The organism is Streptosporangium sp. NPDC048886 (assembly GCF_055586905.1).
This window is the reverse complement of sequence record NZ_JBVJHH010000001.1, coordinates 403,571-418,237: the sequence shown is the minus strand read 5'-3', so window position 1 is coordinate 418,237 and position 14,667 is coordinate 403,571. Positions and strand designations below refer to the sequence as shown.

At 69.2% G+C, this 14,667-nt stretch carries 13 protein-coding genes and 1 pseudogene; 10 read left to right on the top strand and 4 right to left on the bottom strand.

The features are described from left to right. The first annotated feature begins 27 nt into the window (after positions 1 to 27). The 8 genes from ACZ6R6_RS01840 (at position 28) to ACZ6R6_RS01805 (ending at position 8,184) form a co-directional block, all read left to right on the top strand. The gene (locus ACZ6R6_RS01840) at positions 28 to 834 is read left to right on the top strand and encodes an AfsR/SARP family transcriptional regulator (protein WP_470089347.1); all 807 of its coding nucleotides are present in this window, start codon (positions 28 to 30) and stop codon (positions 832 to 834) included. A gap of 47 nt (positions 835 to 881) precedes the next feature. Then, positions 882 to 1,976, top strand: coding sequence for a sugar phosphate nucleotidyltransferase (locus ACZ6R6_RS01835; protein ID WP_470089345.1), 1,095 nt, complete (start codon positions 882 to 884; stop codon positions 1,974 to 1,976). Then, a complete protein-coding gene (locus tag ACZ6R6_RS01830) occupies positions 1,973 to 3,418 on the top strand; it encodes a class I adenylate-forming enzyme family protein (RefSeq protein ID WP_470089343.1) in 1,446 nt (481 codons plus the stop codon). Before ACZ6R6_RS01835 ends, ACZ6R6_RS01830 begins: the two co-directional genes overlap by 4 nt. An 18-nt stretch (positions 3,419 to 3,436) precedes the next feature. Continuing rightward, positions 3,437 to 4,717, top strand: a complete 1,281-nt coding sequence (locus ACZ6R6_RS01825) for a cytochrome ubiquinol oxidase subunit I (protein WP_470089341.1) — start codon at positions 3,437 to 3,439, stop codon at positions 4,715 to 4,717. 24 nt (positions 4,718 to 4,741) lie between these two features. Further along, on the top strand, positions 4,742 to 5,749 hold the full coding sequence (gene cydB / locus ACZ6R6_RS01820) for a cytochrome d ubiquinol oxidase subunit II (protein WP_470089340.1): 1,008 nt from the start codon (positions 4,742 to 4,744) through the stop codon (positions 5,747 to 5,749). 51 nt (positions 5,750 to 5,800) lie between these two features. Continuing rightward, complete coding sequence (locus ACZ6R6_RS01815; protein ID WP_470089339.1) at positions 5,801 to 6,715, top strand: aldo/keto reductase; 915 nt, start codon at positions 5,801 to 5,803, stop codon at positions 6,713 to 6,715. A 121-nt stretch (positions 6,716 to 6,836) separates the two neighbouring features. Beyond that, on the top strand, positions 6,837 to 7,382 hold the full coding sequence (locus tag ACZ6R6_RS01810) for a VOC family protein (RefSeq protein ID WP_470089337.1): 546 nt from the start codon (positions 6,837 to 6,839) through the stop codon (positions 7,380 to 7,382). Then, positions 7,366 to 8,184, top strand: a complete 819-nt coding sequence (locus ACZ6R6_RS01805; RefSeq protein WP_470089335.1) for a MerR family transcriptional regulator — start codon at positions 7,366 to 7,368, stop codon at positions 8,182 to 8,184. Before ACZ6R6_RS01810 ends, ACZ6R6_RS01805 begins: the two co-directional genes overlap by 17 nt. A 426-nt stretch (positions 8,185 to 8,610) precedes the next feature. Here the strand turns inward: ACZ6R6_RS01805 and ACZ6R6_RS01800 are convergent, their stop codons facing one another. From ACZ6R6_RS01800 to ACZ6R6_RS01790, 3 genes are all read right to left on the bottom strand, one after another. Further along, positions 8,611 to 9,288 carry a response regulator transcription factor gene (locus ACZ6R6_RS01800; protein WP_306857162.1) on the bottom strand — a complete coding sequence of 226 codons (678 nt, stop codon included), beginning with the start codon at positions 9,286 to 9,288 and terminating at the stop codon, positions 8,611 to 8,613. Beyond that, the gene (locus ACZ6R6_RS01795) at positions 9,281 to 10,240 is read right to left on the bottom strand and encodes a sensor histidine kinase (RefSeq protein ID WP_470089334.1); all 960 of its coding nucleotides are present in this window, start codon (positions 10,238 to 10,240) and stop codon (positions 9,281 to 9,283) included. Before ACZ6R6_RS01795 ends, ACZ6R6_RS01800 begins: the two co-directional genes overlap by 8 nt. Positions 10,241 to 10,447: 207 nt before the next feature. Continuing rightward, entirely contained in the window at positions 10,448 to 11,365 is a 918-nt protein-coding gene (locus ACZ6R6_RS01790; protein ID WP_470089333.1) for a UbiA family prenyltransferase, read from the bottom strand. A 159-nt stretch (positions 11,366 to 11,524) separates the two neighbouring features. Here ACZ6R6_RS01790 and ACZ6R6_RS01785 point away from each other — a divergent pair. After that, a pseudogene (locus tag ACZ6R6_RS01785) lies at positions 11,525 to 12,892 on the top strand (2-isopropylmalate synthase); the annotation flags it as partial. Positions 12,893 to 13,054: 162 nt separating this feature from the next. Continuing rightward, positions 13,055 to 13,759 (top strand): 3-oxoacyl-ACP reductase FabG, encoded by a 705-nt coding sequence (fabG, locus tag ACZ6R6_RS01780; protein WP_470089331.1) that lies wholly within the window; start codon positions 13,055 to 13,057, stop codon positions 13,757 to 13,759. A 16-nt stretch (positions 13,760 to 13,775) separates the two neighbouring features. On the opposite strand, the gene ACZ6R6_RS01775 is transcribed toward fabG, so the two are convergent. Then, positions 13,776 to 14,666 (bottom strand): Gfo/Idh/MocA family protein, encoded by an 891-nt coding sequence (locus tag ACZ6R6_RS01775; protein ID WP_470089329.1) that lies wholly within the window; start codon positions 14,664 to 14,666, stop codon positions 13,776 to 13,778. Position 14,667: the final 1 nt, after the last annotated feature.

Genomic DNA, 14,667 nt, shown 5'->3' with positions numbered 1-14,667 from the left:
ACCGGCCTGGAATTGAGGGTGATCCTGATGGTGGAGTTCAAAGTGCTCGGACCGTTGGAAATCAGTTCAGGCAGCCGGGCCTGGCGACTTACCGCTCCCCGGCAGCAGCAGATCATGGGGCTGCTGCTGCTCTCCGCCAACCAGATTATCGACGCCAACTCCCTGATCCTCGAACTGTGGGGAGAGAATCCCCCGAAAAGCGCCATGACCACTGTCCAGACCTATATTTACCAGCTCCGTAAACTGTTCGATCACGAGGGGATCCACACCACCGCGGCGGAGATCCTGACCACCAGGCCACCTGGTTACAGCCTGGAGGTGAGCCCCGAGCAGATCGACGTGTTCGCCTTCCGCGAGCTCGTCCAGAAAGGGCGGGCACATCTGGACGGCGGGGACCCCGAAAAGGCGTCCCGGTGGCTGCGCCAGGCCCTGGAGCTGTGGACCGGGCCGCCGCTCATGGGCATCACGGCCGGCCGTGTCCTCGAGGGCCACCTCGCCGACCTGGAGGAGCAGCGGCTCCGCGCCCTGGAGATGCGCATCGACGCCGACCTGCAGACGGGCCGGGGCCGCGAACTCATCGGTGAGCTCAGGTTCCTGGTGGCGACCAACCCGCTCAACGAATGGTTCCACGGCCGTCTCATGACGGCGCTGTGCCAGGTCGGCCGGCGCAACGAGGCGCTGGGCGCCTACCGGGAACTGCAGGCCGTACTGGACCGCGAGCTCGGGCTGGAGCCCTCCTACGAGCTGCGGCGCCTGCGCTACCGGATGCTGGACAGCCAGCCCGTCCCGGCGCGGGCGGCCTCTCACATGCACGACATCGCAGCGGCCGTATAAGGCCGCACAGCCTCCCCCGAGGTCATATGAGAAGGAAGGGATAGGTCGTGAAGGCACTTGTCCTGGCGGGCTGGGCGAGGGCGCGGCTGCGGCCTCTCAGCCACACCGCGCAGAGACAGCTCCTCCCGGTCGCCAACCAGCCGGTCCTCTTCCTCGGCCTGGAGGCCATCAGGAAAGCCGGGATCTCCGAGGCCGCGATCGTCGTGGACAGGGACGACCGGGTCGTCCGCGAGGCCGTCGGCACCGGCGCGGCGTTCGGGCTCGACGTCTCCTACATCTACCAGGACACCCCCCGCGGCCTCGCGCACTGCGTGCTCATCGCCCGGGACTTCCTGCAGGACGACGACTTCCTGGTCCACCTGGCCGACAACGTCATCCTGCGCGGCTTCGACGGGCTGCTGACGGACTTCCGGCTACGTGACCGCCCCGACGCGATGGTGATGGTCGGCCAGGCGCCCGGGTCCGGCGGCCACGGCGTCGCCCGCGTCGACGGGTCGGGCAACGTGACGGACCTGACGGAGGGGCCGGGACGGGCCGGAGAGCCGGCCCTGGTCGGCGCCTACGTCTTCACTCCCGCCATCCACCAGGCCATCCTGTGCACCAAGCCGACCTGGCGCAGGGAACGGGAGATCACCCACGCCGTCTCCTGGCTGATCGGCAACGGGGGCACCGTGCTCGCCCACACCGCCGACGGCTACTGGAGGGACACCGCGAGCGTCGACGACCTGCTGGACTGCAACCGCGAGGTCCTCGCCGGGATCGAGCCGGTGGTCCGCGGCGACGTCGACAGCGGCAGCGAGCTGATCGGCCCGGTGATGGTCGACGCGGGCGCGTCCGTCCGCCGCTCCCGCGTGGTCGGGCCCGCCGTCATCGGCGTGGGCGCGACCGTGGTGGACAGCGCGATCGGCCCCCATACCTCAATCGGTGCCGACTGTGACATACAGACCAGTACGATCGAGGCCTCCATCGTGCTTCAGGGGGCGTCGCTACGCGGAGTCGGTCCCGTCAGAGCGTCGGTGATCGGCCGTGACGCCCGTGTCTGGGCCGAGCCCGGCGGCTCGCGCCTCGTTCTCGGCGACCACAGTCAAGTATCGCTTCAGCAGTGCGTGCATTCGGGACCGCAGACGGAGGTGGCGTTGTGAACGAGCCGGATGGCCGGACTTCTCCGGCGTGGGAGGTCCTGTGGCCGGCCGCGGCGGAGAAGGAGGCGCTGGAGGTCGCCGCCCGGCTGGCCGGCCAGGGCCTGCGCGCCGGTGACCGGGTGCTGCTGACGGGAGAGAACTCCGCCGGTTTCGTGACCGCGCTGCTGGCCCTGTGCCACCTGGACGTCTCGATCGTCCTGGCCGACCCGCAACTGACCGCCGAGCAGCTGGAGCGGATCACGCGCGTGGCGAAGGTGCGCTGGGCGGTCGCGGGGGCGACGGCGGCCCGGCCCCCGCTCCCGCCCTCGTCGATACTCGACCTGGAGGTCACCGCCCGCCCGCCCGGCGCGCTCCCCGAGCCGTCGGAGAGGATCTCCCTGGAACGCTGGGAACAGCGCCGCGACGCCGTCGTCATGTGGTCGTCGGGGACGACGGGCGATCCCAAGGCCGTGGTGAAGTCCGGCCACGCCGTCATGGAGAACTCCCGGGTCACCGCCCGGGTCATGGGCTACCGGCCCGACGACGTGCTGGCGCCGCTGCTGCCCTTCTCCCACCAGTACGGCATGTCGCTGCTGCTCATCTGGTGGCTGACCGGATGCGGCCTGCTCGTCGCCCCCTACCGCAGGCTGGAGCAGGCGCTGACCGCGATGGCCGAGTCGGGGGCCACGATCGTCGACGGCTCACCGCCCACCTACCACGGCATGCTGACCCTGTTCGCCCGCACCCCCGCCCTCCTGGAGGGTCTGCGCGGGGTGCGCATGTGGTGTGTGGGCGGCGCGCCACTGCACCGGTCGCTGGCGGCGCACTTCCGCACCGCGACCGGACACGACCTGCTGGACGGCTACGGGATGACCGAGACCGGCAACATCGCGCTGACCGTCCCCGGCCGGACCGAGGGCTGCGGGGCGCCGCTGCCCGGCGTGGAGGTCCGGGTCCTCGGCGAGGACGGCGCGCCGGTGCCGGCGGGCTCCCCGGGGGAGGTCACGGTGCGCACCCCCGGCCGGCTCGAGGGCTACCTGCGGGAGGACGGCGGCCTGGAGCCCTGCGCCGAGACCTGGTTCAGGACCCGCGACCTCGGCCAGATCGACGACGGCGGCCGGCTCCACGTGTTCGGCCGGATGAACGCGGTGCACCGGATGGGGCACACGCTCTACCCCGAATACCTGGAGCGCCGGGCGGAGGAGTGCGGCGCCCCGGTGAAGGTCGTCGCGCTGGACGACGAGCGGGCCGGATCCGTGCTCGTCTTCTTCGTGCGCGACGTCACCGACGACGAGCGGGTCTGGCGGAGCAGGTTCCGCTCCTACCTGGCCGCCTACGAGCGGCCCAACGCCGTCGTGACGGTCCCCGACTTCCCCGTCAACCGCAACGGCAAGGTCGACGTGGCCGCGCTCCGGGAGAGCGCGGTGCGGATCCTCACCAAAACCGCACACCCGACGAGATGATCGGACGAGATCGAGTTGATGATGGACGCTGACATCCTGGCGCGGCTGCAGTTCACCGTCACGAGCGGTTTCCACTGGCTTTTCGTCCTGCTGACACTGGGGCTGGCGCCGATCATCGCGATCATGCACACCCGCCACGTCCTCACCGGCAACCTCCGCTTCGAGCGCATGACCCGCTTCTGGGGGCAGATCTACGTCGTCAACTACGCGCTCGGGATCGCCACGGGACTGGTCATGGAGTTCCAGTTCGGGCTGGCGTGGAGCGGCCTGACGACGTTCGCCGGCAACGTCTTCGGAGCGCCGCTGGCGATGGAGACGCTCGTCGCCTTCTTCGCCGAGTCCACCTTCCTCGGTATGTGGATCTTCGGCTGGGGGAGGCTGCCGAAGGTGCTCCACATGCTCCTGTTCTGGCTGGTCACGCTGACCGCCTACGCGTCGGCGTACTGGATCATGGTGGCGAACGGCTTCATGCACCGCCCCGTGGGACATGAGGTGCGCGACGGGGTGGCCTACCTGACCGACTTCGGGGCGCTGCTGACCAACTCCAGCGCCATCAACGCGATGGAACACGTCGTGGGGGCGGCCCTGCTCACCGGCGGGGCGTTCGTCGCGGGGGTCAGCGCCTACCAGTTCTCCAGGCGCACGTCCGAGGTCGACTTCTTCCGGAGCTCGCTGCGGCTCGGGCTCCTGTTCGCGGTGCCCTTCGGCATCGCCACGGTGGAGGCCGGCTTCCGGCAGTTCCCGGACCTCAACGTGGCCCAGCCGATGAAGATGGCGGTCCTGCGCGACTTCCTGCAGCCCGAGGACCGCGGACCGTACACCGTCGATCAGGTCCAGTCCATGATGGTCCAGCAGTACGGCCCCGGAGACTACGCGCCCCCGGCGTGGATCGGCTCGGCCTACGACTTCATGACGATCACGGCCTTCTTCATCGTCGTGATCTCCCTGTTCGGCGCCGGGTTCCTGATCCGCGACCACATCGTGCGCTCACGCGGCGCGGCCCTCATGGTGACGGTCATCATCCCGCTGCCCTTCATCGCGGCGACCCTCGGCTGGCTCGTGCGGGAGGTGGGCCGGCAGCCGTGGACCATCTACGGCGAGCTGCTGACCTCCCAGGCCCGCTCGTCGGTGAGCGCGGGCACCATGCTGGCCTCCCTGATCGGCTTCACCGCGCTCCTGGCCGGACTGGCAGTCACCAACTGGATCCTGATCGGCAGATACGCCCGGCGCGGCCCCCGGGAGACCGACCTCGGCAGTCCCGGCCCGCGCGTCGACCCCGAACCCGTCATGGCCCTCTAAGCCCTACTAGCCCTAGGACGACTCATGAGTCTGGAAGTCACCTGGCTGGCCCTGCTGGGGCTGCTGCTCGCCGGCTATTTCGTCCTCGGCGGCTACGACTACGGCGTGCAGATGCTCCAGTCCCCCCTCGCCCGCGACGAATCCGAGCGGCGCCTCGCGCTCAACTCCTTCGGGCCGTTCTTCCTCGGCAACGAGGTGTGGCTGGTGGCCTTCGGCGGGGTGCTCATCGGAGCCTTCCCCTTCCTGGAGGGCCCGCTGCTGTCGGGGATGTACGCCCCGGTGGGCGTCATCCTGGGCGGGGTGGTCCTCGGCAACGTCGCGGTCCAGCTGCGCAGCAGGCACGAGGGCCGGGCGGCGCGGGCGGTCTGGGACCGGCTGGCCCTCGTCGGCGGGGTGGTGCCGGCCGCGGGCTGGGGACTGGTGCTCGGCCTGCTGATCCGCGGCCTGCCGCTGACCCCGCAGGGCACCTTCACCGTCGGTTTCGCCGAGCTGCTGGACCCCTTCGTCCTGCTGTGCGGGGCGACGACCCTGGCGCTGTTCGCCGGGCACGGAGCGGCGTTCCTGGCGATGCGGACCCGCGGCGGCCTGCGCGAGCGCGCGCTACGCGCCGGGCGGCCCCTGCTCGGCGTGGCGGCGCTGTGCGTCCTGGCCGGGCTGGCGCTGGGCGCCTTCTCCGGCGTGGCCGCCGACGGCAGGACCGCCGCCCTCCTGACCGGGGCGCTCCTGCTGGCCCTCGTCGTGGCCGTCATCGCGCTGTCCCGGGGCGCCGCCCGCACCGCGTTCGCGGCCACCTGCTGCGCCGCGGCCCTGCCCGTGGTCATCGCCGGGCTCGGCCTGTATCCGGACCTCCTGGTCTCCACCGGCGGCGGAGCCTACCGCCTGGCCGTGCCGGAGGCGGCGGCCGACGCCGCCACCCTGCAACTCCTGCTGCCCCTGGGCACCCTGGTGATCCCGCTGCTGATCGCCTTCCAGGCGTTCAACTGGTGGGCCTTCCGGGGCCGGGTGGACGGGCGCCACTCCATGTACCTATGAGACGTACCGATGAGACGGGCACCACTGGGAGGGACAATCGGAGGTGAAGCCATGCAGCGCAGACGGCTGGGTCACGCTGGACCGGTCTCGTCCTGCCTCGGCCTGGGCAGCATGGCTCTCACCGGCGCCTACGGGCACGTGGACTCCGGGGCCGCCGCCATCATGGGGCAGGCCGTCGACGCCGGGATCACCATGCTCGACCTCAGCGACCTGCGCGCCGGCAGCGAGATGGAGGCGATGGTCGGCAAGGTCCTGGACGGGCGGCGCGAGGGGGTGCTGCTGGCCACCTGCCAGGGGGCGGACCCCTGGACCGCGGGCGGGTCGGGACGGCTCGGCCGTTCCTGCGACGCCACGCTGGCCCGGCTGGGCGTGGACCACATCGATCTCTACTACCTGCACGCCGGCCCGGGGGTGCCGATCGAGAGCCACATGGCCGAGCTGGCGGAGCTCGTCGGCGCCGGGAAGATCCGCCACGTCGGCCTGCACGGGGGGACGCCCCAGCAGCTGCGCCGCGCCCACGCCGTGCACCCCGTCGCCGCGCTCTCGACGGAATACTCGCTCTGGCAGCCGGGCGCCGAGAAGGAGCACCTGCCCGTCGCGCGGGAGCTGGGCGTCGGCATCGTCGCGCGGGCTCCCCTCGGGCGCGGCTTCCTCGGCGGCCGGATCAGGTCCCGCGCCCAGCTCGACGCGCTCGACCTCAGACGCGCGGACCCGCGGTTCTCGGCGGGGAACCTGCGGCGCAGCATGCGCATGCTGCGCGAGGCCGAGGCGACCGCGGCCGACATGGACATCGGCATGAGCCGCCTGGCACTGGCCTGGCTGCTGTCCAGGGGCGAGGACATCGTCGCCGTCCCGAGCACGGGCGACCCGATCCACCTGGAGATGAACATCGCCGCGGTCGAGGTGAGCCTGACCGCCGAGACGCGCGAGCACCTGGCGCGCATCTTCGCACCGGACGGGACCTAGGTGTACTGCCCAGGCAGGTCGGTGGCGGCGACACGGTCGACGAGGGCGACATCGTTCGATGTCGTCGGGTTCACGGATCGGGCTTGACCCTCACGTTGCGTGAGGGGGGACGGTAGACCGCGTGAGTGATTTCTTCAACGCATTCGAGATGGGCCCCGTATCCGAGCGTGGACCGAAGGCGGTTGCGCCAGAGGTGTTCCGCGGCATCTACGCGATGCCGGTGTTCGTGACGGTTCCGACGTCGGACTTGGCGGCGTCGACGGATTTCTGGGTGCGGGGGTTCGGCTTTGTCGAACTGTTCAGCGTCCCGGGGCAGGTGGTCCACCTGCGCCGGTGGGCGTTCCAGGATGTCCTGCTCGTTCCCGCGGCGGCCGGTGCCGAGGCGCCCGGAGCGCCGGCGATGAGCGTGAGTTTCTTGTGCGTGCTGAGCGAGGTCGATCCCCTCGTCGAGGCGTGTTCGGATCTCGTGCCGGGCAGCGTGACCGGGCCGCGGGATACGCCGTGGCGTACTCGCGACGTCGAGGTGATCACCCCCGAGGGTGCGCGGGTCGTGTTCACCGCGGCGCAGGAGTTCGATCCTGACAGCCAAGAAGCGCGTGATCTCGCCTCGGTCGGAATCGTCGCCCCGGGATCGGCGGAGGAGGGACACAATGGTGTCCGTGGTTGAACCCGAGCGCGACATCCGTGACGGTGCCACGGTGGGCGCGGCCGCTGAGCTGGTGGGGGTGACCGTCCGTACACTTCATCACTGGGACGAGATCGGCTTGGCGTCGCCGTCCGTGCGCTCCACCGCCGGCTATCGCCAGTACACCGAGGCGGACCTGCAACGGCTGCATCGAATCGTCGCATACCGGGAGGCTGGTCTCGGGCTGGACGCGGTGCGCGAGGTTCTCGATGACGCGACAGCGGAGATCGGCGCCACCTTGCGTGAGCAGCGTGCCCAGCTCGCCGAGCGCATCCAGGACCTGCGGCGGCTCGACGAGCGCCTGGAACGGATGACCGAGGCTCACGAGCGGGGCATCCTCCTCGACGATGAAGCACAGTCGGAGATCTTCGGTGCGGACTGGGACGCCCATCGATCCCGGCAGGCCCGCACTGTGTGGGGGGATTCCGCGCAATGGGCGCAGTTCGCCGAGCGGTCCGCTTCTCGCACGCGGGAGCAGTGGCAGTCGCTCTCCGCGGCGATGTCCACATTGCAGCTCGATCTGGGCAACGCCCTCGATCGGGGTGTCGTTCCGAGCAGCCCGGAAGCGAACGCGCTCGTCGAACGCCACCGCGAAGTGTTCTCCAACTTCTTCCCGCTCACGCGACAGATGCAGGTGTGTCTGGGAAGAATGTTCGAGTCCGACCCCGGCTTCTCCTCCCACTACGACGGAATCCGGGTCGGGCTGGCCTCCTGGTTTCGGCAAAGCATCGACGAGTGCGCCCGCACTCACGGGATCGACCCGGAGACAGCCACCTGGCAGTGACCCCGTAACGCGGAAACGCTCGTCACCCACTGCGACTCTCGTCTAACCGTCCACGGCAGACATCTGATCATCCGATGTGCCGCACCAGAGCGTGTCTGATGGCTGACGGGTCCAGGCGATGACGGCGTTCAGCACGACGGCGGCTCGGTAGACGATGGCGTGCTCGTCGTAGCGCGTGGCGAGTCCTCGCCATCGGTTGATACGGACTCTCAGCACACCGCCGATCTATTTGTCAGTCACACCCTAGGCCGCACCGCCCGGGTCCGCTCCCCGCCGGCGCGGGAGGGGCCGGCGGGAGGGCCCGTGGCGCCGACCCGCCACGCCCTGCTCCGGCACCGGTCCAGGTCCGCCCGGAGCCTGCCGTACGCGGCCTGGGCGGACCTGGCGTCCCGACACGCCACGAGCTGCTCGCCGCCGGAGGAGGGTCTAGACGAACCCCTGCGGGCCGGCGCCGGGATCGCGCTGGGAGGTGATCAGTGAGGCCGCGACGGCCTTGTTGACCGCGTCGATGCGGGAGACGGCACCGAGCTTGACGAAGATGTTGCGCAGATGGCGCTTGACGGTGGCCTCCGTCAGGCCGAGGCGGGTGGCGATCTGGTGGTTGCTGAGCGCCTGGGCGGCGAACTCGAGGACCTGCCGTTCCTTATCGGTCAGGACGTCGGAGGAGGCCCCGTTCACCTGGGCGAGGCTGTCTCGGGAGACCGCCAGCACGAGCCGGTCGGGGTCGTTGACGACGCTCCTGATGGCCGAGATCACCTCCTCCCGATGCACGCTCTTGAGCAGGTATCCGTGGATGCCGGCCGCCAGCAGCCGGCTCAGCAGCTGGGGTCCGTCGTACATGCTCAGGACAATGATCTTGGTGCCCGGGGACATCGCGCGGACCTGCGCCACGGTGTCGAGGACACCTCTGCCCGGGATCTCGATGTCGAGCAGGAGGACGTCGGGGCGCTCCCCCGCGACCATCGTCAGGGCTTCGACGGAGTCTCCCGCCTCGCCCACGACCGCGAAGTCGTCGTGCGCCCAGAGGATCTCCCGCAGCCCCTCGCGGAAGAGGGCGTGGTCGTCGACGATGCCTATCGTGGTCGGTCCGCCCGGCTCACTCATCGAGCCGCCCGGGTAACGGCATGTGGAGGTCCACGCAGGTGCCCTCCACAGGATCGCTCGTCACAGTGATCGTCCCCCCCAGCAGTTCGGCGCGCTCCCGCATGGATATGAGGCCCATGGATCCGGTGTTCGGCACCTGGTCCACGGCGAAGCCGCGGCCGTTGTCCCGGACGAAGCCGAGCAGCTCGTGCGGGGCGATGTCGATCCGGATGAGGATCATCGAAGCCTGCGCGTGGGCCAGCGCGTTGCGGGTGGCTTCGCGGAAGATGAGGAAGGACTCGTCGCGCACCTCCGGCGACGCCCACGTCTCGTCCCCGTTGACGTGGAGATGGACGGCCACGTCGCCCGTCTCGACCGTGGCGAGATAGCCGAGCAGCGCTTTCTCCAGGCTTTTCAGCGGCTCGTGCGGATGCAGCTCCGACGTCACCTGCCGCAGGTTCCGCATGGTCTCCTGGATGGCCTGCTCGGCGAGCTCGACATTGACCAGGGCTCTGGCCGGCTGCGTGGAATGGTGGAACTCATACAGTTCGAGCTGCTGGTGGACGACGCTGATCCCGTGCCCGATGCGGTCGTGGAGCTCCCTGGCGATGCGGCGCCGCTCCTCCACCTGCACCTCGTGCATCTTGTTGAGAAGAAAGCTCGTGTAGCTCTCCGACGCGGCGCGGATCCGGGTCGAGATGCTCTGTTCCAGGCTCAGGGTCACGGTGTTGAACAGCCTCACGTAGTCCGGGTGCTCTCGCAGGACTTCGCTCAACGTGGACAGCGCTATCCGGAAGAAGATCGACGCGGCGTCGAGCGATTCTTTCGGATGGATGCCCGACCCGGCCCTGTCCGCGCCGATGTCCCAGGCGAGAAGGCTGTGGGAGTCGTCGGTCTGGACCTTGCCGGTCTCCAGCGCCGTGGCCACATCGGTCAGGATCTCTTCGGCGTTCGCCATCATCTGGCGCAGCATCCGGGGTTCTCGCGCGAGACGGCCGCCTTCGACTTCCAGTCTCCGGATGTATTCCGCGAGGATGCGAGCGCGGCTCGCATCTACATAAGCTGCGAAATTTCCCTCATCGCGAGTCTGGCCCCCCACCCAACTCCGCCTCTCGGTGCTAGGCAATCTGAAGCACCTATTTATACCTAATTACCGCTACCCAGGGCAACAGCCCGAAAACTAATACATGATTAAACTGAGGTGTAAGGCATACTGCGTCACCATAAACGCCCGATAAGAACGCCGACGCCGGAGACGGTTTCCGTGTGAGAGCGGACTGAGGGTGACCACGGCGACGAGAACGGCACCGGTCAGCAGTGTGACAACCGTCCCGACCATGGGCAGGCCCGTGATCAGTACGGCGGCCGCGAACGCGACGGCGACGATCAGCGCCGCACCGGCGGCGAGCAGCCGGACCGGCCCCTCCCCGCGTGTCACCCCCAGGGTCGTCCGGCCCGCCGCGGCGTCCCCCTCGATGTCCGACAGGTCCTTGGCGCACACGCCGACAAGCCCCATCCACAGGGACGCGGTGAGCATGAAGACGCACAGCACCTCCGTCCTGGTACTCCAACCGCCGGTGTGCCCGGCGAATCCGGCGGCATACGTCAGGAGGCCGGCGGCCGCGCCGATGGCCGCGGTGGCCCCCGAGCGCCGCTTCCAGTGGAACGGCGGCCCCGAATACACATATCCGAGGGCCAGCACGGCGAGGACCATCCAGAGGATCGGCCCGCCCAGCGCGACGGCCCCCGCGACCGACGCCAGGGCGGCGGCCAGAGCGACGACGAGGGCGTCGCCGGGGTCCAGGCTCCCCCGGGCGATCGGGCGCGAGGAGCCGTTGACCCGGTCCTCGCGCACGTCCATCACCCCGTTGAACAGATAGACGGCGAATATCGCCAGACCCCAGACCAGCCCCCTCCCGACCAGCTCCATCTCCATGCCGGAGGCCTCGACCCCCAGGGCCGCGCCCGCGACGAACCGCAGCATGAAGATGACGAGCACGGAGGGCCGGGCCTCGGTGACGCACATGCGGAAGAGGCTGACAGTGATCTTGACGGGACTGATGAACGACGGCCCGACAGAGCCGCGAATGATAGACATAATCCCGAGCGTGCAGCGATTAAGAATCGAAGTTAAGGGGGTGAGTAAAAGGTTGTATCCCGACTACTACTTCCGATATTTCGATCGCACTTGTCGACCCTGTGGACCGCTTGTAGCGTGAAGCCGGGACAGCAGAAGCGGGCATTAGGTCGCACTGCGATGATACTCGAGAAAGGAAATCCGACTGTGAAATCCGCTCGACGGCCCGCCGGACGTTATAGGGAATTCACACCACTGTCACTCCCGGACCGCACCTGGCCCGACAAGCACATCGTCGCCGCTCCGCGCTGGCTCTCCACCGACCTGCGCGACGGCAACCAGTCACTTTCCAGGCCGATGAGCCCGGCCCGCAAGCTCGCGATGTTCGAGCTCCTGGTGGGGATGGGCTACAAGGAGATCGAGGTCGGCTTCCCCGTCGCCAGCAAGGACGACCACGACTTCGTCCGGCTGCTCATCGAGCAGGACCTCATCCCCGACGACGTGTGCATCTCCGTGCTCGTCCCGGCCCGCGACGAGCTGCTGAGGCGGACCGTCGACAGCCTGCGGGGCGCGCCCCGCGCCACGGTCCACGTCTACAACGCGACCGCGCCGATGTTCCGGCAGCTGGTGTTCGGGATCACCCGCGCCGAATGCAAGGACCTCGCCGTTCAGGGGACCCGGCTGATGATGAAGTACGCCGAGCGGACGCTCGCCGGCTGCGACCTCCGCTACCAGTACTCCCCCGAGCTGTTCAACGAGACCGAGCCGGACTTCTCGCTGGAGGTCTGCGAGGCGGTCATGGACACCTGGGAGCCGGGGCCGGAGCGGGAGATGATCCTCAACTTCCCCACGACCGTGGAGCGCTCACTGCCCCACGTCTTCGCCGACCAGATCGAGTGGCTCGACCGCAACCTGTCCAGACGGGAGCACGTCTGCCTGTCCATCCACCCGCACAACGACCGCGGCACCGGGGTCGCCTCGGCGGAGCTGGCCGTGCTGGCGGGGGCCGAGCGCGTCGAGGGCTGTCTGTTCGGCAACGGGGAGCGGGCGGGAAACGTCTGCCTGGTGACCTTGGGCATGAACCTGCTGACCCACGGAGTCGACCCGACCATCGACTTCTCGGACATCAACGCGATCAGGGACACCGTCGAATACTGCAACCAGATGGCCGTGCACCCGCGCCACCCCTACGGCGGCGACCTCGTCTACACGGCCTTCTCGGGCTCCCACCAGGACGCGATCAAGAAGGGGTTCGACGCCCTGGATCGCGAGGCCGCCGAGGCGGGGGCCGAGCCGGCCGACCTCCCGTGGCGGGTGCCGTACCTGCCGCTGGACCCCGCGGACGTGGGGCGCGGTTACGAGGCGGTGGTGCGGATCAACAGCCAGTCGGGTAAAGGCGGCGTCGCCTACGTGATGGACGCCCACCACGGGGTGGACCTGCCGCGTGAAATGCGGCGTGAATTCGCCGACCTTATCCAGGCCTACGCGGACGCCGAAGGCGGGGAGATCTCCCCCGACCGGATCGCGGAAATCTTCAGAACCGAGTATGAGAACGCTTTCGAGATCGTTGATCACTAGCGGACCGCACAGCAGGGGGCCTTCCGAGATTCTCTGTGAGAACTTGACTTTCCGCCTGACAACTATAACAAGTTCCAGAAACCCTCGCCCAGGCGGGGCCGTCCGACATCTTCACCCCCAGGGAGAGAGATCGTGAGTCGTTCCGTCCTCGTCACCGGTGGCAACCGCGGCATCGGGCTCGCCGTGGCGCGGGCCTTCGCGGGTGACGGAGAGAAGGTCGCCGTCACCTACAGGTCGGAGCCGCCGCCACCGGACCTGCTGGGTTTCCACTGCGACGTCACATCGGCCGCGGACGTGGAGCGCGCCGTCGCCGAGGTCGAGGTCCAGCAGGGGGCCGTGGAGGTCCTCGTGGCCAACGCCGGCATCACCCGGGACAAGCTGCTCCTGCGGATGGGCGAGGAGGACTTCGAGGCCACCCTCGACGCCAACCTCAAAGGGGCCTTCCGCGTGGTCAGGCAGGTGGCGCCGAAGATGCTCCGGGCCAAGCGGGGGCGGATCGTGTTCATCTCGTCGTCGGTGGGCCTGCGGGGCGAGCAGGGGCAGAGCAACTACGCCGCCTCGAAGGCCGGCCTGATCGGATTCGCACGCTCCCTCGCCTGGGAGTTCGGCAGCAGGGGGATCACGGTGAACGTGATCGCCCCCGGCCTCACGGACACCGACATGACCTCCGGCCTCCCCGAAAAGCGCATCGCCGAGATGTGCGCGCAGATCCCGCTGCGGAGGATGGCGAGCCCGGAGGAGATCGCGGAGGCCGTGCGTTTCGTGGCCTCCCCGCGGGCTTCGTACATCACCGGCGCCGTCATCCCGGTGGACGGAGGCGCCTCCATGGGGCACTGACGGCCCGTTCCGGGATCTACACCGCACAGGCGCGGACGATGTCCTCGCAGATCGCGTGGGTGGCCAGGGCGTCGTCGGCGCCGATCAGGGTGCCGGAGCGGACCGCGCCGAGAAACTCCAGGCAGACCTGTTCGATGCCGCGCTGGCGGGAGACCGGGATCCAGTCGCCACGCCGGGTCAGCGTCTCCGCCCCGGCGTAGTCGGTCACGTCGGCGATGTTGACCACCCGGCGTTTGACGTCGTCCCCCATGACCTCGACGGTCTCCTCGGTGGCGCCGCTCACCCGGTTCATGATGCCGAAGGCGGTGAAGCCGGCACCGGACAGCTCCAGCGTCACGTGCTCCAGCAGCCCGTCCCTGACCCGGGTCCGGATCCCGGTCTGCTCGACCTGCCCGGGCACCAGGTATCTGAGGGTGTCGACGACGTGGATGAAGTCGTCGAAGATCGCGGTCCGCGGGTCTTCCGGCAGGCCCCTGCGGTTCTTCTGCATCACCACCAGATGGCGGGGCAGATCCAGCAGGGCCGCGTAGGAGGGCGCCCTGCGGCGGTTGAACCCGACGAGCAGCGACCGCTCCACCTCGTGCGCCAGCCGTACCAGGCGCTCGGACTCGGCCAGGGTGTAGGCGATCGGCTTGTCCAGGTAGACGTGGACGCCGGCCCGGAGCAGCGGCTCGACGATCTTCACGTGGGCGCCCGTGGCGGCGTGCACGAAGGCCGCCTCGACCCCGGCCGCGAGCACCTCCTCCACCGAGGTGGAACGGTGCCCGATCCGGTAGGCGTCACCCAGGCGGTCGAGCGTGTCGCGGTTGCGGGTGCACAGGTGGAGGTCGAGGCCGGGCAGCGCGGAGAGGACGGGAAGATACGCCTTCTCCGCGATGTCGCCGAGGCCGATCACAGCGGTCTTCATG